Raw genomic sequence first — 19,926 nt, 5'->3', positions numbered from 1 at the left:
AGTATTCTAGTCCTCTAGAGGATATCGGCAATCAATTTAGCACGGCTTCGGCATGCCAGACAACGCGCTGCACCAGACTACTCCCGCCGCCGCGGGCCTGAGCCGCTACGGCCAGATTGCGGCGGCACTGCAAGCCCGGATCGTTTCCGGCGCCTGGACACCAGGCAGTGTGATCCCGGCCGAAGGCGCGCTGGCCAGGGAGTTCGGCATTGCGCTGGGCACCATCCGCCAGGCCATCGCCGTACTGGTCCAGCAAGGCCTGCTCGAGCGCGTGCAGGGCAAGGGCACCTTCGTGCGCAAGGGACTGAGCGGCGCCAGCCTGATGCGGTTTTTCCGCTTCGGCCGGTCCGATGGCGCGCCCGTGGTGCCGCGCTCCGAAATTTTGTCGTGCCGCACGGTCCGGCTGGACCAGGCCATGGCCGCGCGCTTCGGCCTGGCGGGCGGCGCGCGCGGGCTGGCGATCTCGCGCCGCCGCTGGCTGGGCGACACGCCGCGGCTGCTGGAATCGATCTGGCTGCCGCTGCCGCGCTGTGAAGCGCTGCAACAGCTGCCGCGGGCGCAATGGGGCGACCTGCTCTACCCGCTGCTGGGCAGCGCTTGCGGCGTCACGGTCCATCGCGCCGTCGACGAGGTGACCTTCCGCACGCTGGCGGCGGACGAGGCCGGATTGCTGGCGCTGCCCGATGCGCATCCGTGCGCGGTCGTGACCCGGCACGCCTTCGACCTGGCCGGCGACTGCATCGAATACCGGCTCACGCGCGGCGACGCCTTTGCCTTTCGCTATACCGCTGACGTCCGCTGACGGACCGTCCCCACGGAGACAGACTCATGCACGCACGCCACGCGATCGCTGCCACGGCCATGATCGCCACCCTCACGCCGGCGCAGGCCGCCGACCCCGCCACAACCTGGCCGGCACGTCCCCTCACCATCGTGGTGACGTACCCGCCGGGTGGCGGCGCGGACCTGATGGCACGGTTGATTGCGCCGGCTCTCGGGCGCGAGCTGGGGCAGACCGTGGTGGTCGAGAACCGGCCCGGCGCCGGCGGGCAGATCGGCGCCGCCTATGTCGCCAAGGCCGCGCCGGATGGCTACACGCTGATGATCGATGCTTCGTCGTATGCCGTGAACCCCAGCCTTTATCCGCGCCTGCCCTATGATCCGGACAAGGCCTTCCGGGCGATCGGCGTGCTGGCGCGCTATCCCAACGTGCTGGTGGCCACCGCCAGCTTTCCGGCGGGCAAGGTCAGCGACGTCGTCGCCATGGCCAAACAGAAGCCGGGCTCGATCGCCTTTGCGTCGTCGGGCAACGGCTCTGCGCAGCATCTGGCCGGCGTGCTGTTCGAGCAGCGCGCCGGCGTCGACCTGCTGCACGTGCCCTACAAGGGCGGTGGCCCCGCCATGACCGATGTCATCGCCGGCCAGGTGCCGCTGTTCTTCGCCAACGTGGCCTCGAGCCTGCAGCACATCCAGGCCGGCAAGCTCAAGCCGCTGGCGGTGACCAGCCGGGCCCGCACGCCGGCGTTGCCGGCCGTGCCGACCATGCAGGAAGCCGGCGTGGCCAGCTACGAGGTCTATGAATGGAACGCGGCCTTCGTTCCCGCCGCGACACCGGAGCCGATCGCCACGAAGCTTGCCGACGCGCTGCAGAAGATCATGACCAGCGCGCAGATCCGGCAACGGGTGGCCGAACTCGGCGGCGAAGTGGTGGCGGCACCCCCGGCGCAAGCGCGCCAGTTTATCGACGGGCAGGCGCGGCTCTGGGCCAAGGTCATCCGCGACGGCAACATCAAACCCGAGTAAGGCTCCCCGCTACCCACTATCGCCCGTGCCGCGCCACGGCCCGGCTACCGTAATTCCAGGAGACAAGCATGACCACAGCCAATCCCTTTCGCCGCCAACTGCTCAAGGCCGGCGCCGCGCTCGGCGCGTACGCACTGGCGCCCACCCTCGCCCGCGCCCAGGCCTGGCCCGCCAAGCCGATCCGGCTGGTGGTGCCGTTCGCGCCGGGCGGCAGTTCGGAGATCGTCGCGCGCTCGACCGCCGCGGAGCTGACCAAGCTGCTCGGCGTGTCGGTGTTCGTCGAAAACAAGCCCGGCGCCGCCGGCAATATCGCGATGGGCGAAGTCGCGCGCGCCGACGACAACCACACGCTGATCCTCGGCCATATCGGCACGCTGGCGGTCAATCCCTTCATCTTCGCGAAGCTGCCTTACGACCCCGTCAAGGACTTCCGCGCGATCTCGCTGCTGTCCAAGGTGCCGAGCCTGTACGTGGTGCATCCCGACGTGCCCGCGAAGAACCTGAAGGAATTCGTCGCGCTCGCCAAGAGCAAGCCCGGCAAGCTCAACTATGGTTCGGCCGGCAACGGCAGTGCCGGCCACCTCGCCTTTGAATACCTGAAGGCCGCTACCGGCACCTTCATCACCCACGTGCCGTACCGCGGCAGCGGCCCGCAGATCACCGACCTGCTGTCCGGCCGGCTCGACGCCGCCGCGGTCGGCGCGCCTGCGATCCTGCAGTTCATCAAGGCCGGCAAGGTGCGCTGCATCGCCACCGGCACCACCCAGCGCATCGCCCAGCTGCCTGACGTCCCCACGGTGGCGGAGCAAGGCTATCCCGGCTTCGAGATGACGCAGTGGTACGGCCTGCTGGCGCCGGCATCGCTGCCGCAGGCGGCCGCCGACAAGCTGGCGGACGCCGCCATGAAGGCGGTGAAAAGCCAGAGCTCGGTCGAGCGCCTGAGCGCGGACGCGGCCATCGTGGTGGGCGGCACGCCGGCGGAGTTCTCGCGCTTCATCGCACAGGAGCAGCAGCGCTGGAGGCCGATCATTGCGCGGGCCGGGATCAAGCCGGACTGATCGTATCGGCGCGCCGCCCGTGGCTCAGGGCTTCTCCTGCCACACCGCGATGCCGCCCGAGCTCCCCGCACGGCCATCCAGGCTGATTTCCACGCGGGTCAGGTCTTCGCCAACCAGCAGTTCACCGGCGTAGGTCTTGCGGACCCGCTCGACGATCTGCCCCACGGTGGCATCGCCGTTCAGGCCGATGTGGCTGAACACCGCCAGCCTGGGCGCAGCGGCCTGGAACACCCGCGCGGCATCCTCGGGCGAAGACAGATGGTCGTAGATGGCGCGGTACGCCGGGTTGGACGCCAGCAGCGCATCCGGGATCAGCGTGACGCAATGCACCAGCACATCCGCGTTCCGGGCTTGCGCCACCACGGCGGGACTGAAGCGGGTATCGCCCGACAGCACCACCGAACGACCACGATAGTCGATGCGGTAGCCGTACGACGGGCGGATGTTGTCGCCGTGGTCGTTCTCGAACGCGGTCACGCGCACCCCGTCCTTTTCATAGACGACGCCGGGCGCCACGTCGTGGGCATCGATGGTGATGCCGGTGAGCGCGCTGCCCTCGTCCTTGTGCCGGATCGCGATATCGGTGGCAAAGGCCTGGCGCAGGCCCTCCGCCAGCGCGCGCGTGCCCGCCGGGCCATATAGCGCCATGGGCCGGTCGCGGCGGCCATAGGGCGGCCGCAGCCAGCCGGTCAGCCACAGGTCCGGCAGCCCCACCAGGTGGTCGGAATGGAAGTGCGTAAGGAAATGCGCATCGATGCTGCCCAGCGGAATCCGCAACTCCCACAGGCGCACCGATACGTTGCGGCCGAAATCGAACACCAGCTTCTGGCCACCGGCTTCCACCAGCGTGCTGTAGCCGGCGCGGGTTGGCGACGGCACCGGCGTGCCGGTGCCCAGCAGCGTCACGCGGAAAGCGTCGGCGCGATCGGCACCGGCGGCGCGGGCCGGCGCGGCCGAGGGCGTGACGGCCACCGGCGCCGCGGCGGGCGCGGCGGCCGAGAGCGCTGACGCGAAAATCAGGGCGATGCCGCTCAGCATCGACAGCAAGCGGGATGGTTTCATCGTTCTACCTCTTGAAAGAATGGCCGCAACGGCTCAGAAGATCTGCTTGATGCCAAGCATGACGCCGGCCTGGTTGACGCCGGGCGCGGGATTGCCGCCCGGGCTGCCACCGCTGACCGACAGCGCCGACTGGCCGCGATTGTCGATATAGCCGGCGGTGGCATAGACCGAGGTGCGTTTCGAGAACGCATAGGTGCCGCGGATCGCGCCTAGCCAGGCCCGGTTCGCGCTGTGCCGGTACCACAGGTAATAGAGTTCGCCGGCAAGGTTGAACGCGGGCGTGAGGTCATGCGAGGCGCCCGCGAACCACAGATCGCTGCGCGGCGTGGCGCTCGCCTGGTTGTTGCGCGACAGCAGGCCGAGGCCAAGCTTGGTCCGCTGCAGCAGCATGTAGCCGCCCAGCGAGAAGCGATCGTCCGTCAGGCTGCTGCGGGTCAGGCCGCCAAACGCGCCCGGGCCGCCGCGCAGCGAATCGTAGGCCGCGCTCACGCCCCACCAGGCGGTCTCGTACATCAGCATGGCGGACCACTCGCGGCAGGCCCTGGCGTCCGCCGGGTTCTCGCCCGCGCAGTTGGTGCCGGCCGGTCCGGGGCCGGCATTGACGGCATCGCGGCCCAGGCTGTACGTCGCGCCGACGGTGACCCCGCCGAACTTGCCCTTGTACGACACCGCGTTGTCGGCGCGCGTGTTGGGGATATAGCTGTCGATCGAGCCGACGCCATAGACGTTGGAGGTCAGGATGTCGGTATCCAGTCTGGCCCAGAACAGCATGGTGTACTGGCGCCCGAACCCCACCTGCCCCCAGGGGCCGCTCACCCCGACGAAGGCCTGGCGCCCGAACAGGCGCGCGCCCTGGTTCGAAACACCCGAGTCAGGGGCAAACCCCGATTCGAGCACGAACACGCTCTTGAGCCCGTTGCCGAGATCCTCACTGCCGCGCAAGCCCCAGCGTGACGGCACGGTCGCCGCCAGCGACGGCTGGCGCACCAGGGTTTGGCCCGCCGCGCCGACGTGGTTCAGGTATTCCACCCCCGTATCGATGACGCCGTAGACGGTCACCGACTGCGCGGCCGCCGCCAATGGCAGCGCCGCGGCGAGTGCGGACGCAACGATGCGGAATTTCACGATATCTCTCCTTGCCCGGCCACGACAGGCCTCCCGCCTTGCGTTCATATTTGAACAACTGTTTCTGTATTGAACCAACAGGTGCGCATCATATCGCCGTGGGCGATGCCGGCAGAGTGGGGAAACTACCAATCCGGGAACAAGGGCGGGCGAAGACAAGGACGGCACGCGCCAATACCGCCTCCCCAGCGTGGAAGCCGGTGCCGATACACGCACCATTTACAAACGGCCCGTGCTACCCGCGCGGCGGCAACGCGCCGCAACGGTGGCCCGGAACCTGCAAGGGCTTGCTGCCCGATCCACCTTTCAGGAGCCCGCCATGAGCATCTTCAAGGACATCCTCAACAAGCTGCTGGGCAAGCACAAGCCTGCTGCCACCACCACCGCCAGCACCCCCGCCGCTGGCTCGCCGACTTCCGCCGGGGCGCCGGCCGGTACCGCGCCAACCTCCGGCACCGGCACTGCGCCGGCGGGCGGCAACGTCCAGGGCACCACGGGTGCGGCCCCCGGAGCGCAAACCGCCCCGCTGTCCGGCGTCGATGTCGAGGCCATCATGGACCGGCTGGTGCAGGAGAGTGGGCAGACGCTGAACTGGCGCACGTCCATCGTCGATACGATGAAGGCGCTTGGGATCGACAGCAGCCTGGAACACCGCAAGGAACTGGCGCGCGAGCTCCACTACAGCGGCGACATGAACGATTCCGCCGCGATGAACGTCTGGCTGCACAAGCGCCTGATGCAGGAACTCGCCGCCAACGGCGGCAAGCTGCCCAAGGAACTGTCCTGAGATGCGGCGCCGGGCTGGCGGCGCGGCGGTTCAGCCCGCGATGCCGGCCCAGCGCAGATGCCGGTCCCAGTCGCTTGCGCTGATCACGCCGGACACGCCCTGCCGCTGGCCATCGGCACGATAGAAGTAGGTGCGCGGCATCTCGCCCATCCAGTCGGGGTCGACCGCGTAGCGCAGCCGCTCCTGCGGCTCATGTCCGAACACCCACGCATGGCGCGTGAGGCTGACGCGCTGGAGTACCTGCCGCAACTGCGGCAAGGCCTCGGCGCTGTCCGTCGACAGCGTGACCACGCGCAACCCCGGATGGCGCGCACGCAGCTTGCCGAGGGCGTCGAAGTTGTGCTTGCAATAGACGCAATCCAGCGACCACACCACCAGCACGAAGGGCTTGCCGTCTTGGCTGGCCGCGATGCGCACGGCATTGGCGGAATCGAACACTGCGACGCGGTCGTCGGCCTGGGCGGCGGCATTGGCCGTGCCGGCCAGCAGCGCCAATGCCGAAAATGCAGCGGCGACGAGCAGTTGGCGGCGCGATCGCATCATGCGCCCTCCTGCGCGAGCGCGAATACCTGGAAGCCCTCGGCCTCGGTGCGCCATAGCACGTAGGCGCGGCCGGCGTGCTGCAGCAGGTGCGGCTGGTCGGAGTCACGCTCCGTACCGGCCAGCTTGCGCGTCTGCCAGCTGTTGCCGCCGTCGTGCGACAGCATGGCGGCGAGCCGCGTTTGCTGGCCGTCGAACGATTTCCACACCACCGCGATGTCTTTGTCGTTCAGCGCGACGATATCGGCATGCTGCGCGCGCGCATCCTCCACCGGACGTTGCGATTGCAGCTTGCCGTCGCGCCAGCGCCCCACCGACACCGTCGGCTTGCCGGCGCGCACGCTGAACCACACCATGTGCACGGTGCCGTCGGGCGCCACCGCGGCACCGGGGCCGTGGTGCGGGCACGCGTCGATGCGCCAGTCGTCGAAGGTGGCGCGCTGCATCGGCGTGGCCTTGCCGTCGGCGCCCAGCAGCGCCAGTGCGTGGTCGCGCACGTTGGGCGGGAACACATGGCGCCACAGCGCCAGCATGCGGCCATCCGGCGTGGGCGACAGCGCGATGCGGCAGCATTCGCACGACTGGTCGGCAATCTTGTAGTCGCCCTGGAAGGTCTTGCCGTGGTCGGCCGACACGGCGTAGTAGATCGCGGCGCCGGCATATGGCTGCTTGCGCGCCTCGGCGGCAGCCACGTCGCGCTTGTCGATCCAGCTGACAAAGACGCGGCCGGCCGGGTCCACCGCGATGGCGTCGAAGCGATGCGCGATCTGGTCACGGTTGGCGTGCACGGTCAGCGGTTCGGCAAAGGTATTGCCGCCGTCGGTGGAGCGCGCGAAGCGGATAAAGCCGGTCCACGGCGTGGGCAGCGGCTGGGTCCAGGTGACGTAGATCTCGCCATCGCGCCCGGTGGCCACCTTGGGGCGGCTTTCATGATCGGCGGCGACCGGCTCCGGCGTGCCGTTGACATGCCGCGCCGGACCGAAGCTGCGGCCATAGTCCGTCGACGACCGCACCGCGACATGGGGACCGTCCTTGTAGGCAATCCACAGCTTGCCGTCGCGGTCGAAGGCGGCGCCGGTGCCCAGTTCGCTCATCTTCGCGGCCCCGGCCTGGCCACCATGGCCGGCATGGCCGGCGTGTGTCTGCGCAGTTGCGCTGGCGGCCGCCAGCGCGGCGCAGGCCACCAGCCCGGCAAGGATGACGCGGACGGCGGGACGGACGCGTGGCGGGGTTGGAGTCAGCGTGTTCACAGGCTCAGAACGAAAGTTTTGCCTCGGCGTAGAACGTCCGGCCCGGGTACGGGTGGTAGACGTAATAGCGCTGGTCGGTGAGGTTGTCGATGCCAAGCCCGAGCCGCACATTGCGCGCTGGCTTGTAGGTCACCTTGACGTCGAAGGTCAGGAAGCTACTGGTGCCGCCGAAGGTGTCGGGATGGACGTCAGAATTGTCGAGCGTATTGTACTGCCGGCCCGAATAGGTCATGGCCAGCGTGCCGGCCCACGCCGGCGTGAAGCGATAGGTGCCGGCCAGGTTGGCGCGCCACTTCGGGATCCGGTAGAAATACTTGCCCACCGAGGCCGGGTTGTTGGCGTTCTCGAGCGTCTTCGAATGGTTGTAGGCGCCGCTGGCCGACAGGTCGAAGCCGCTCAACAGCACGTCGCGCCCGTCATAGGCCAGCTCGATGCCGCGCGTGCGCACGCGGTCCACGTTCTGGAAGCTGGTGACGGTGGGGAATACCGTGGTGTTGGCCTGGCTGACCAGTGCATCGCGGATATCGTCCTCGTACAGCGAGACCCGGAAATTCGAGGCCTCCACGGTGCGCTCGAAGGTCAGGTCCTTCGAGAACGATCGTTCCGGCCGCAGGTTGGGGTCGTTGTTGATCAGCGCCGTGCCGGTGATGCGGCCTTGGAACAGCTCGCTGACGGTCGGGTAGCGATAGGCCTGGCCCAGCGACAGCCGGCCCAGCCAGTCCTGCCCGAACGCCTTCTCCAGCGCCAGCTTGGGCGACCAGTTGGATTCGCTGCGCACCGGATAGCCGATCGCCACGCCGGACTGGCTGCGGCTGCCGTCATAGGCGCGCCAGTGCTCGTAGCGCACGCCGGGAATCAGCTTCCAGTCCTCGGCAAAGTACCAGGCGTCCTGCGCATAGAGCGCCTGGGTCTCGGTCTTGCCGGCGAAGGCGTTGTTGAACGCGGTGATGGTGGCCGCGCGCCAGTCCGAGGTGTCGTAGGTGGTGTTGCTCAGCCGGTAGTTGTCATAGTGGTAGCCGAACGTGACCCAGTGCCCGCCCTGCAAGCGCTGCGGGCGGTAGTCGGCCTTCAGGTCGAGCGTGCGCCAGCCGGTGCCATCGCCATAGGTCACCGTGCCCGGGCCATTGCCGACGGTGCCGGCGCTGCGGCTCACGTCCTTGCTGACATCGAACAGCGATGCCGCCCCGGAGAAGTTCCAGCCGGTCTGGTTGCGCGTGCGCAGCGACAGCCCGTAGAGCCAGCGCGCGTCTTCGCCATTGCCCGGCGCGAAGGCGTTGGCCGGAATCACATACTGGTAGCCGCCGATATTCACCGGCCCGCCCGAGACCACGTTGCCGCTGGCATCGCGCAGGTAGCTGCCGGTGGTATTGGAGCGGTCCTGCTGCCAGTAGGCGGCGGTGAACTGGGCCTGCAGCGTGCTGGTGATGTCGTAGCCGAGCTTGAGCTTGAGCTGGTCCTGCACCGTGTGCGTGATGCCTTCGCTGTTTACGCCCATCACGACGCGATCACGGCCGCTCTGGTCCCGGTCGAAATAGGCGCCCGAGACCGGTGTGTCCGCGGCACCCGCGGGCCGCGTCGAGCGCGACGCGGTATAGAAGCTCAGTGGCTGGCTCTTGCTGTCCTGCCGGTCCACGCTGACCAGCCACGAGAACGCGCCGACACGGTCGCCCACATAGGCGTTGGCATGCACGCCGTTGAAATTGTCATGGGTGCCATAGAGGCCGAAGCGCTGCGTAAACAGCTGCACGCTGGCATCGCCCTCGAACTTCTCCGGCGTACGCGTGGTGATCAGCACCGTCGCGCCCAGCGAGTTGCCGGGATACAGCGCCGAATACGGGCCGTACAGCACGTCCATGCGCTCGATCTCGGCGCTGTTGACCAGCGACCAGCGCGGCGGGAAGCTGAAGTCCGAGCCCAGCAGGTTCGACAACAGCAGGCCGTCCGCATAGACCAGTCCGCGTGCCGACTGGCGCGAACTGGTGCTGCGCACCGAGATGATCGAATTCATATCGCCGATAAAGCGCTTGCGCACGGCGAGGTTGGGCGCGTACTTGAGCGCGTCTTCCGTATTGACCACGTTGAAGTCGGCCATGCGGGTACTGCGGATGCCGTAGGCCGGCGACGGCGTGTTGGGCGGGATCGCCGGCGTATCGCCACGTTCGGGGCTGGCCGATACCACCACCTCCTGTAGCGGCGCGGGCGCCTCCAGCGCCTGGGCGGCGGCCACGGGGGGGCCCATCAGCACTGCCGAGACCGCCAGCGCAATGCGATTCTTCTTCACTGGATACCTTGTTGTCTTCTTCTTGGCTCGCTGTCCTGCGCAGCATCAGGCGCCTCCCGCGCCTCGCCGATAGCGAGCGCTGACATTTTATGGGACCGGGGGGATCCGCGCCGATGCGACATAGCGACGCGGGCCGCCGGCAATCTAAGTGTTAACCCGCATACCCAATGTACGGCCTTGTCACTACATTGCCCCGACTGGCATCCCGCCAGCGTGATGCAGGGAGAGACTGTCGCGGCGCCCGCCGCGCACGGCGCCGAAGGAGCAACCGCCCCGGAAACTCTCAGGCAAAAGGACCGGCATCACCCGTCAGTGCACTCTGAAGAATGCCGGACGCCATCGTCCGCCCGGCATACCGAAGGAGCAAGCGCGCCCGGCCCTCGCGGCCAGGCGTCGTGAATCTCTCAGGTCCAGAACAGAGGGGGCGTCCTTCACGCATGTTGCGTGCGGACTCCTACCCTCAGACGTTCCCGGATCCTGCAGATCATGAAGACAATCGCTGTCATCGGCGGTGGCATCACCGGCGTCACCACGGCCTACGCGCTGGCCCGGCGCGGATTCTCCGTCACGCTGTTCGAACGGCACCGCTATGCCGCCATGGAGACCTCGTTCGCCAACGGCGGGCAACTCTCCGCCTCCAACGCCGAGGTCTGGACCCACTGGTCCACCCTCGTCAAGGGCATCAAATGGATGCTGCGCAATGATGCGCCGCTGCTGGTCAATCCCCGGCCCAGCTGGCACAAGCTGTCGTGGTTCGCCGAGTTCATCGCGTCGATTCCCCACTACCGCCGCAACACCATCGAGACCGCGCGCCTGGCCATCGCCGCGCGCGAGCACCTGTTTGCGTGGGCGGCGCAGGAAGGCATCGACTTCGACCTGAAGCGCGCCGGCATCCTCCATATCTACCGCGACCGGGCCGGGTTCGAGCATGCCGGCCGGGTCTCCGCGCTGCTGGCGCAAGGCGGCCTGGAGCGGCGCGCGGTGACGCCGCAGGAGATACGCGCGATCGAGCCCACCCTGGCCGGCACCTACTACGGCGGCTACTTCACCGAAAGCGATTCCACCGGCGACATCCACAAGTTCACCAGCGGCCTGGCCGCCGCCATTGCGCGCCTGGGCGTGCGCTGCCTGTACGGCCAGGACGTGCGCGCGGTGAAAACGGACGGACGGCATGCCACCGTTACCGTGCAGGACGGCGACGACACCGCCAGTTCCGCCTTCGACGGCGCCGTGATCTGCGCCGGCACCGCCAGCCGCGCGCTGGCCGCCGGGCTGGGCGATCGCGTCAACATCTATCCGGTCAAGGGCTATTCGATCACCGTCAACCTGACCGATGACGCCAGCCGCGCCGCGGCACCGACGGTCAGCCTGCTAGACGACGAAACCAAGCTGGTCACCAGCCGCCTGGGCGACGACCGCTTCCGCGTCGCCGGCACCGCCGAATTCAACGGCACCAACCGCGATATCCGCGCCAACCGCATCCGCCCGCTGGTGGACTGGGTGCAGCAGTGCTTTCCCGGCGTCAGCACGCGCAGCGTGGTGCCGTGGGCCGGGCTGCGGCCGATGATGCCCGACATGCTGCCGCGCGTGGGGCGCGGTCGCGCAGCCTGCATCTTCTACAACACCGGCCATGGGCACCTGGGGTGGACCTTGTCGGCGGTGACGGCGGACATGGTCGCGGGCGTTGTGGACCAGGCACTGGGAACGGCGCCAGCGGTAATGCCGGGCGCTGCCCTGGCTGCGGGCGGGATCTGATGATGCGAAGGTAGAGGGTCAGGGCAAGACCGGAGCCGAACAAATCGCCACTCAGCCGTTGGATTCGTTCAGGAAGGCGGTCACTCACCCGCGCAGCCTCCAATTGTGCGCAGAATGAAAGCCTTCTGCGTGGAGGCCAACTTACTGGCGCTGCACAACAGGGCCCACACGATCGCTTGCGCAATACAATGCTCCTGTACAAACGGCGGTGGGTCCTGAGGGAGCATACAGATGACCGACAGCAGAGTGAAATCCAGCCTTCGCAATACGTGGGAATCCGCAGCACCCGGGTGGGCGAAGTGGGAGCATGTGTTCGCCACCAATCTTTCGGGCGCCACGGACACGCTCATGGATATGGCCGGTATCCGGCCGGGTATGCGCGTTCTCGATCTCGCTTGCGGCGCCGGGAGCCAGAGCATCCAGGCAGCGATGCGAGTGGGTGCCGACGGCGAAGTGGTTGCCTGTGACCTATCGGGCACCATGCTCGAGCATGTCCGCCGAAATGCAGCGCGTGCCGGTCTTCAGAATATCGAAACACTGGAATGCGCCGCAGACGAATTGGACGAGACATTGGCGCCGTTCGACGCGGCGATGTGCCGATTGGGATTGATGCTTTTTCCGTCACCTGGTGAGGCATTGATCGCTGTCCAACGCGCACTCAAGCCTGGCGCGCGTTTCGCGGCGCTGGTCTTCACGACGCCGGCCAACAATCCCTTCATGGCTCAGCCGATGGCGATCCTTCTACGCCACGCGGGCAAGTCTCCTCCCGCGCCCGGACAACCTGGAATCTTCGCACTGGGAGGCGATGGCGTGCTGGAACGCCTGATGAACGACAGCGGTCTTGGCGATGTGAAAACACAACACGTTCGAGCGCAACTCGTCTTGCCGAGCGCGTCCGATGCTGTGCAACTGATGCAGGAAGCCGCCGGGGCATACCGGGCTGTGATAGCGGACCTCGACGTCGCCGCGAGATTGAAGGCCTGGAACGATGTTTATGAATGCCTAAAGCAGTTCGACACCGGTGAAGGCTTCAAGACCGAGCTTGAACTCATCATCGGGTCGGGCGCCAGGCCAGGATAGTTTGAACAGGCCGATGCAGATCGGGAGAAAGTTTGAGTCCTGTCCGCGCTACCGACCTTGCAGGTGTGAGCGAATGACGCCTCAACAACGATGGACGGCCGTTCCAGACACAAAGACTTGATTGACGGCGAAGGGTCGGTCGTTCCACGGCGGTAAATTCACCAGCCAGCGCCAGGCCAGTCCGCTGCATACTGACCGCCCGGCGCTATCAATCAACCTCCGCCAACGTGCACATTCCCCACAGACTTCGCGACCCCCGCCGCGAAGTCTGCCGGCTCAATCAAGCGTGATCGCTTCGCGCTGGATCACTGCCGTCCAATTGCCCTCCTCCCTGGCCACGCGCTTCGCGAAATTGGCCGGATCGATCATCACGACATCGCCTTGCTGACCCAGCGCTGTCTTCGCCTTGCTGTCCTCGAGCAGCCCCTGCGCGACCGAATGAAGCTTCTGGACGATCTGCGGCGGCGTGCCAGCCGGTACCAGCATGCCGATCCAGAAGGTCACGTCGAAGGGCGAGATGCCAAGCTCCTCCAGCGTTGGCACATCCGGCAACTGCGCCATGCGCTTCGACGCGCTGACGGCGAGCGGCTTCAGCTTGCCCGCCTTGATCTGCGGCAGCGCGGTCCAGGTGTCGAAGGCGGTATCCAGCTCACCGCTGATCACGGCCAGTTGCGCCTGGGCCGCGGACTTGTAGGGAATGTGTGTGGTCTTGATCTTGGTCCGGTTGTTCAGCATGGCAAAACTGAGATGCGCGATATTGCCCGGCCCGGCGGATCCATAGCTGACCTTGCCGGGATGCTGCGTCGCGTAGCGCACCAGTTCCGGCACCGAACCGACCGCGTTTTTCTGCGACCATTCAGGATTGGTGACGAGGATGAAGGGCGCCTCCAGAACCAGCGTGACCGGCGTGAAGTCCTTTGGCGAGTAGGTGCCCTTCTTGTAGATCTGCGGGTTGATGGTGATGCTGCTGGAGTTGGTGACCAGCAAGGTATAACCGTCGGGCGCCGCTTTGGCGACCTCGCCCACGCCGATCAGTCCGTTCGCGCCAGCCTTGTTTTCCACCACCACAGGCTGGCCGAGAGACTTGGTCAGGCGCTCCGAAAGCACCCGGGCCACGGTATCCGTGAACGATCCCGCCGGAAAGGGAACAATCATCCGGATCGGTTTGTTGGGCCAACCGGTATTCTGGGCGGCGGCAGGCGCGGCCATCGTCGTGGCCACGACGCCAAGCGCGGCCGCCACCATGCTGAGTTTGCCGGCCTTTGCGCCGGCCTGGCAACGCTGGATCCATGTCGATTTGTTCATGTCGTCTCCGTATCGTAATAATGGTGTTTCTGAATACTTGCAGGGCTTATGGCATTTGCCTTGCCTGCTTTGGTTTCGCCACGGCGCCGGTGATGCCCTGTTGTTCCAGGCTTGCGATCTGGTCCGCGCTGAGCCCAAGCACGCGGCGCAGCACCGCTTCGGTGTGTTCGCCCAGCGTCGGCGCGACATGGCGGATGGGCACGTGGTCCGGCCCGGTCCTGAACCATGCGGTGCTGGATGTGTAGGTGCCGACGTGGGCGCGCTCCACCTGGCGCCAGAACCCGCGCGCGCGCAGGTGGGGATCCCGCAGCACCTGCGACATGGGCCGCACCACGCCGGCGGCGATCCCGGCCTGTTGCAGCTGCTGCATTGCCGCTTCGGCGTCGCGGGCCACGCACCAGGACTTGATCGCCTGTTCGATCCTGGCCTCCTCGGCGCGCCGTCCCGACGCCTGCGCCAGCCGGGGATCCGCCGCGAGGTCCGCCCGGCCGATCGCCCGGCACAGCGCGGGCCAATCCGCGTCGGTCACCGTCAGCACGATCCACGCATCGTCGCCGACGCAACGGAAGCAGCCATGCGGGCAATGCATCGGGTGGCGATTGCCCTGCCGCGGCGACACGCCGCCGGTGACGGATTGCTCCAGCATGAACGGTGCGGCCATCGGCAACATGGCTTCTACCTGCGACAAGTTGATGTGCCGCCCCTGCCCGGTCGCTTGTTGGGCAAACAACGCAAGCAGGATCGCCGCGCCGCCGTTCAGGCCGCCGATCGGATCGCCATAGGCGTACGACGTCATGGCCGGCGGTCCATCCGGATGCCCGGTGTATAGCGGCAGCCCGCTGGCTTGCTCGAGCGTGCCGCCGTACGCGCGGGTATTGCTCCACGCGTTGCCGAGCCCGAAGGCCGGCATCGACAGCATCACCAGCCGTTCGTTCCTGGCACGCAGGGCCTGGTAGTCCAGCCCGAGCTTGGGCAGGACCTCGGCGGAATAATTCTCGATGACCGCGTCGGCACCTTCGACCAGCTGCAGCAGCAACTGCTTGCCTTCGGGCCGTGTCAGGTCCAGCGTGATGCCCAGCTTGTTGCGGTTCATCAGGTTGAAGTTCGTGTTCTTCTCGTACAACCTGTCCCGATAGAACGCCTCGGTGAAATTGGCGCCGCGCCACCAGTCGGGATAGCCGGTGCTCTCGACCTTGATGATCTCCGCGCCAAAGTCGGCCAGCGTCCGCGCCGCCAGCGGCCCCGCCCAACCCATCGTCAGGTCGACGACGCGAATGCCCTGGAGCGGCAGGTGCTCGCCGGCCGTCCGCATCAGCGTCAGGCGCGGGCGATGATCCAGTCCCGCGGTGCGGTAGTGCAGGTCATGCGCGCCCTTTTCGGGCGCCTTGCCGCCGGGCAGGGGCCCCGCCGCATCGAGGCGCAGCGGCACCACCGGGCCTTCAAACGTAGCGCCGCCCACGCTGACCGGCACGAAGGCACCGCGCTGGCGGTGCACTTCCTGGCCAAGCAGGGTTTCCATGGTCGGCACGATCACGGCCGGATGCTTCTTGTCGCCCAGGATCTCGAACCACTGGCGGGCCGTGCGCGTCAGGAACGCAGGCATCAGCAGCGCGTCGATCTCGTCCGCATGTTCCATCCGTTCCGGGCCGCTTGCGTAGCGTGGATCGCTGCCCAGGTCCGGACGACCGATGGCCTCGCACAGGCCCTTCCACTGCGGCAAGGTGTGCGTAAAGATGCCGATCCACCCTTCGGCAGTCTGGTAGATCCCGGCCGGATGCGTGCCGCAGAACCGGTTGACGCCAAGGCGCTGCAGCGGATGGCGCTGGTCCTGCACCATGCCCGCTTCCATCTCGACCACGCCGAAGACCGCTTCGTGGGCGCTCAGCACATAGCGGCGGCTGCCCTGCCCACTTCCAATGAGCGCCGCGACGGCGGCCGAGAATGCGCTCAGCCCGACCACGATCGCCGACTGCACGTCGTGCGGCATGTGCGGCGGCCCATCCGCGGGGCCGCTGCCGTGCACGGCGCCGGCAAGCCCGCGACACACGGCTTCGGCGCCGGCGTAATGGCTGTACGGCCCGCTTTCGCCGAACCAGGTGAGTGCCACCTCGATCGGCTCGTGCCGTGGCGTGTGATCGGCCGCCCGCCGCCAGACCGGCGTGCCGAGAATGCCCGGGCCTTCAGCCAGCGCACGGGCGTCCAGCACCACGTCGCACGTCAGCGCCAGCTGCGCCAGCCACGCGCCGTCCTCGGCGTTTCGGTCATCGGCGGTAACGCTGCGCTTGTTGGTGTTCAGCCACGCGAACAGCGCGCTTTCCGGCGGCGCGGCGCCCGCTGCGCTGACCAGCGGCGGCATCCGCCGCCAAGCGTCGCCCGCCGGGCTCTCCACCTTGATGACTTCGGCGCCAAAGTCGGAGAACAGCTTGCCCGCGTACGCCAGCGCGGGGCCGCTGCCGACCTCCAGCACGCGCAAGCCGCCCAGCGCCAGCTGCGCCGGGTCAAACCCATGCTTCATCATGGAAACCTCTTGGCTTTGTGTAGGGATTCGCCGGGCACGGCGCTTACCAGGCATCGATGAATCCGCGGCGCGCCCTGCGGCCGCGCAAGTCCGCCGAGGCGATGCCCTGTGCGATCCACTTCCGCGTCTGCGCGGGGTCGATCACCGCATCGATCTCGACGGCGGCCGCGGTGTTGATCGCGTGGCCGCGCTCGTAGGACTGGGCGACCAGCGTGTCGAACAGCGCCTTGCGCTCGGGGCCGTCCGGCACGGCCTCGAGCTCCTTCTTGAAGCCCAGCCGGACCGCGCCCTCGAGACCCATCGGCCCGAATTCGCCGGTCGGCCACGACACGGTGAAGCTGGCCGAGCGGAAGCCACCGCCCGCCATGGCCATCGCACCCAGGCCGTAGCCCTTGCGCAGCGTCACCGCCAGCAACGCGACCCGCAGCTTGGCCGCCGTCAGGAACATGCGCGACACGTGCCGCACCTGCGCCCGGGCCTCGCATTCCGGACCCACCATGAATCCCGGGGTATCGATCAGCGAGATGATCGGCAGGCCGTGCGCATCGCACAGCTGCATGAAGCGCGACGCCTTGTCCGCGGCGTCCGCATCGATGGCGCCGCCAAGGTGATACGGGTTGTTGGCCATGATGCCGACGGGCTGGCCTTCCACACGCGCCAGCGCGGTGTGGATGCCCACGCCGAAGCCGGCGCGCAGCATCAGCACGCTGCCGGCGTCGGCGATGCCCTCGATGGCCTTGCGGGTGTCGTACACGCGCAGCCGGTTCTCGGGCACGACATGGCGCAGCGCCAGCGCTTCCGGCGCGCTCCAGTGCGCCACGCGCCCCTGGAACATGGACAGGTAGTGCTTCGCCGCCTGCACGGCCTCGGCCTCGTTGTCGACCAGGATATCGACCACGCCGTTGGCCACCTGCACCGCCGCGGGACCGACGTCTTCCGGGCGGAAGATGCCGAGGCCGCCGCCTTCGATCATGGCCGGCCCCGCCATGCCGATATTGGCTGACTTGTCGGCAATGATGACGTCGCAGCAGCCGACGAAGGCCGCGTTGCCTGCAAAGCAGCGTCCCGAAACAATGCCCACCACCGGCACATTGCCGCTCAGCTCGGCAAAGGCGGCGAACGACGGCTGGTACAGCCCGGACACCGACGGGAAATCCACGTCCCCGGGCCGGCCGCCACCGCCTTCACCGAACAGCACCAGCGGCAGCTCGTCGCGCAGCGCCACCTCGACGATGCGGTCGGTCTTGATGTGGTTGCGCTTGCCCTGCGTGCCGGCCATCACCGTGGCGTCGTAGGCCATCACCGCGCTGCGTGCGCGCGCCTTGCCCACCAGTTCGCCGTTGATATTGCCGATGCCGGTGATCAGGCCATCGGCCGGGGTGTTGGCGATCAGGTCCTGCTGGCTGCGGCGCGACGACTGTGCGGCGAGCGCCAGCCCGCCGTACTCCACGAAGGTATCCGGATCGCACAGGTCGGCGACGTTTTCGCGCGCGGTGCGCTGGCCGCGCGAGCGGCGCCTGGCGACGGCATCGGGTCGCGCGGCGTCATCCAGGTAGGCATGCCGGTCCAGCACGCGCTGCAGGTCGGCCCGGATCGCATCGGGGTCGGCCTGCTGCGCGACGGCCACGGCGACGCCATCGGCCTCGAGCTGCTCCAGCACGATCAGCACCTGGTTTTCCGCAGCCAGCGCGCCCGGCTCCAGTCTCAGGTCGACCACGCGCCCGCCGCATTCGGCGACGATGGCGTGCTCCATCTTCATGGCGTCGAGCACCGCAACCGTCTGGCCGGGCTTGACGATCTGGTCCAGCGCGACACCCATCTCCACCACCCTGCCCGTCAGCGGCGCACGGACAGCCACCAGGCCCTCGCTGATTTCCTCTTCCGGATCGACGTGGCGCGGCGCGGGCGCCTGCGAAGGACGCGTCGCGCCGCCCAGCAAGGCCTCGTGCGCGCGTCCGGCCTGCGCAATGGCCTCCGCCGCTGCCGCCAGCTCCGGCAAGATCGCCTCGAAGTGCCGGGTATGGACGTCCTGCGCGAGGAAATCGTCGCGCTGCACCAGCGCGCGCAGCAGGTCAAGGTTGGTCGGGACGCCGGCGATGCGGAACTCCGCCAGGCTGCGCTGCAAGCGCCGAACGGCCGCGTCGAACTTCGGCGCTGCGCTGGTGACGATCAGCTTGGCCAGCAGGGTGTCGAAATTGGGCGACGGTTCATAGCCGGTGTAGCCATGGGAATCGACGCGAACGTCCGGGCCCGAAGGCGGATCGAAGCGCTCCAGGCGGCCGCGTGCGGGACGCGCCAGGCCTTGCGCATCGGTCATCTCGGCGTTGATGCGCACCTGGATGGCATAGCCCCGGGCTTGCGGCGGCGCGGCGGGATCCAGGCCGAGATCGGCGAGCGTCTGCCCGGCGGCGATCCCGATCTGCAGCGCGACCAGGTCGACCCCGGTGACCTGCTCGGTGATGGTGTGCTCGACCTGCAAGCGCGGGTTGGCCTCGATAAAGACAAAGTCCCTCTGCTCGCCGGATTCGGTTTCCTCGACCAGGAACTCGAAGGTGCCCAGGCTCTGGTAGTTGACGCGGCGCGCCAGCCTGAGCGCCGCCTTGATGATCTGCTCGCGCAGATGTGGCTTCAGTACCGGGCTGGGAGCGATCTCGACCAGCTTCTGGAAGCGGCGCTGCAGGGTGCAGTCACGCTCGCCAAGGGCAATCACGTGCGCGCCGTCGCCGGCGATCTGCACTTCGATATGGCGCGCGCGGGCAACCAGCCGCTCGGCGTAGACGGCATCGATGCCAAACGCCGAGCTCGCCTCGGAACGGCAGCGGGCATACGCTTCGGCCAGGTCTTCGCGCCGTCGTACCACGCGCATGCCGCGGCCGCCGCCACCGCCGACCGCCTTGATCACCACGCCCGCGCCGCCTTGCTGGTCGAAGAAACTGGCGATTTCCTCCAGCGACGCCGCGCCGCGCGTCGCCGGCATGACCGGCACGTCGCTGTCGGCCGCCAGTTCAAGCGCCCGTCCCTTGTCGCCGAACAGCGCGAGCTGCTCGACGGCAGGGCCGATAAAGCGGATGCCGGCGTCGTGGCAGGACTGGGCAAAGTCGGCCCGTTCGCTGAGGAAGCCATAGCCCGGATGGATCGCATCGCAGCCGGATGCCTTCGCCGCGGCGATGATGCCTGCCATGTCGAGGTATGCGGCCGGCCCGGCGCCGTCGAGGGCAATGGCCTCGTCGGCCAGGATCCGGTGCAGCGCGCCCTGGTCGTCTTGCGAATAGACCGAGACGGTCCCGATCTCGAGATCGCGTGCCGCGCGCAGCACGCGCAGCGCGATCTCCCCTCGATTGGCGATCAACAGCTTCTTCAAT

The 19,926-nt window shown here is 67.8% G+C and carries 14 protein-coding genes and 2 riboswitches; of the genes, 6 read left to right on the top strand and 8 right to left on the bottom strand.

Features of this window, described 5'->3' with window-relative positions; genetic code table 11:
* Positions 1–52: 52 nt before the first annotated feature.
* The 3 genes from E5S69_RS12320 to E5S69_RS12310 all read left to right on the top strand — a co-directional run bounded on the left by E5S69_RS12320 (position 53) and on the right by E5S69_RS12310 (position 2,861).
* Positions 53–802, top strand: a complete 750-nt coding sequence (locus E5S69_RS12320) for a GntR family transcriptional regulator (protein WP_171514925.1) — start codon at positions 53–55, stop codon at positions 800–802.
* 26 nt (positions 803–828) lie between these two features.
* Complete coding sequence (locus E5S69_RS12315; RefSeq protein WP_171514924.1) at positions 829–1,803, top strand: tripartite tricarboxylate transporter substrate binding protein; 975 nt, start codon at positions 829–831, stop codon at positions 1,801–1,803.
* Positions 1,804–1,871: 68 nt separating this feature from the next.
* The gene (locus E5S69_RS12310; RefSeq protein WP_171514923.1) at positions 1,872–2,861 is read left to right on the top strand and encodes a Bug family tripartite tricarboxylate transporter substrate binding protein; all 990 of its coding nucleotides are present in this window, start codon (positions 1,872–1,874) and stop codon (positions 2,859–2,861) included.
* A gap of 24 nt (positions 2,862–2,885) precedes the next feature.
* On the opposite strand, the gene E5S69_RS12305 is transcribed toward E5S69_RS12310, so the two are convergent.
* Together E5S69_RS12305 and E5S69_RS12300 are read right to left on the bottom strand one after the other, a co-directional pair.
* Positions 2,886–3,923, bottom strand: a complete 1,038-nt coding sequence (locus E5S69_RS12305) for an MBL fold metallo-hydrolase (RefSeq protein WP_236901300.1) — start codon at positions 3,921–3,923, stop codon at positions 2,886–2,888.
* Positions 3,924–3,956: 33 nt separating this feature from the next.
* Positions 3,957–5,048, bottom strand: a complete 1,092-nt coding sequence (locus E5S69_RS12300) for a porin (protein ID WP_171514922.1) — start codon at positions 5,046–5,048, stop codon at positions 3,957–3,959.
* A 319-nt stretch (positions 5,049–5,367) separates the two neighbouring features.
* On the opposite strand from E5S69_RS12300, the gene E5S69_RS12295 reads away from it, so the two are divergent.
* Positions 5,368–5,835 carry a DUF3597 domain-containing protein gene (locus tag E5S69_RS12295; RefSeq protein ID WP_171514921.1) on the top strand — a complete coding sequence of 156 codons (468 nt, stop codon included), beginning with the start codon at positions 5,368–5,370 and terminating at the stop codon, positions 5,833–5,835.
* A 30-nt stretch (positions 5,836–5,865) separates the two neighbouring features.
* Here the strand turns inward: E5S69_RS12295 and E5S69_RS12290 are convergent, their stop codons facing one another.
* From E5S69_RS12290 to E5S69_RS12280, 3 genes are read right to left on the bottom strand one after another with little or no spacing between them, the layout of a single operon-like run.
* A complete protein-coding gene (locus tag E5S69_RS12290) occupies positions 5,866–6,378 on the bottom strand; it encodes a TlpA family protein disulfide reductase (RefSeq protein WP_171514920.1) in 513 nt (170 codons plus the stop codon).
* Positions 6,375–7,625, bottom strand: a complete 1,251-nt coding sequence (locus E5S69_RS12285) for an exo-alpha-sialidase (RefSeq protein ID WP_171514919.1) — start codon at positions 7,623–7,625, stop codon at positions 6,375–6,377. Before E5S69_RS12285 ends, E5S69_RS12290 begins: the two co-directional genes overlap by 4 nt.
* A gap of 4 nt (positions 7,626–7,629) precedes the next feature.
* Positions 7,630–9,906 carry a TonB-dependent receptor domain-containing protein gene (locus E5S69_RS12280; protein ID WP_171514918.1) on the bottom strand — a complete coding sequence of 759 codons (2,277 nt, stop codon included), beginning with the start codon at positions 9,904–9,906 and terminating at the stop codon, positions 7,630–7,632.
* Between the two features lie 210 nt (positions 9,907–10,116).
* Positions 10,117–10,215: riboswitch (glycine riboswitch) on the top strand.
* Positions 10,216–10,335: riboswitch (glycine riboswitch) on the top strand.
* 57 nt (positions 10,336–10,392) lie between these two features.
* On the opposite strand from E5S69_RS12280, the gene E5S69_RS12275 reads away from it, so the two are divergent.
* Together E5S69_RS12275 and E5S69_RS12270 are read left to right on the top strand one after the other, a co-directional pair.
* Positions 10,393–11,661: a D-amino acid dehydrogenase gene (locus tag E5S69_RS12275; RefSeq protein WP_171514917.1), complete on the top strand. Its 1,269-nt coding sequence runs from the start codon at positions 10,393–10,395 to the stop codon at positions 11,659–11,661.
* A gap of 231 nt (positions 11,662–11,892) precedes the next feature.
* Positions 11,893–12,741, top strand: a complete 849-nt coding sequence (locus E5S69_RS12270; protein WP_171514916.1) for a class I SAM-dependent methyltransferase — start codon at positions 11,893–11,895, stop codon at positions 12,739–12,741.
* A 276-nt stretch (positions 12,742–13,017) separates the two neighbouring features.
* Here the strand turns inward: E5S69_RS12270 and E5S69_RS12265 are convergent, their stop codons facing one another.
* From E5S69_RS12265 to E5S69_RS12255, 3 genes are read right to left on the bottom strand one after another with little or no spacing between them, the layout of a single operon-like run.
* Entirely contained in the window at positions 13,018–14,046 is a 1,029-nt protein-coding gene (locus E5S69_RS12265) for a tripartite tricarboxylate transporter substrate binding protein (protein WP_171514915.1), read from the bottom strand.
* A gap of 46 nt (positions 14,047–14,092) precedes the next feature.
* A complete protein-coding gene (locus E5S69_RS12260; RefSeq protein WP_171514914.1) occupies positions 14,093–16,564 on the bottom strand; it encodes a CaiB/BaiF CoA transferase family protein in 2,472 nt (823 codons plus the stop codon).
* A 43-nt stretch (positions 16,565–16,607) separates the two neighbouring features.
* Positions 16,608–19,925 (bottom strand): acetyl-CoA carboxylase family protein, encoded by a 3,318-nt coding sequence (locus E5S69_RS12255; protein WP_171514913.1) that lies wholly within the window; start codon positions 19,923–19,925, stop codon positions 16,608–16,610.
* Position 19,926: the final 1 nt, after the last annotated feature.

The sequence above is a fragment of the Cupriavidus necator genome (assembly GCF_013141915.1).
Classification (GTDB): Bacteria; Pseudomonadota; Gammaproteobacteria; order Burkholderiales; family Burkholderiaceae; genus Cupriavidus; species Cupriavidus necator_B.
This window is presented reverse-complemented; position numbering and strand designations above follow the sequence as displayed.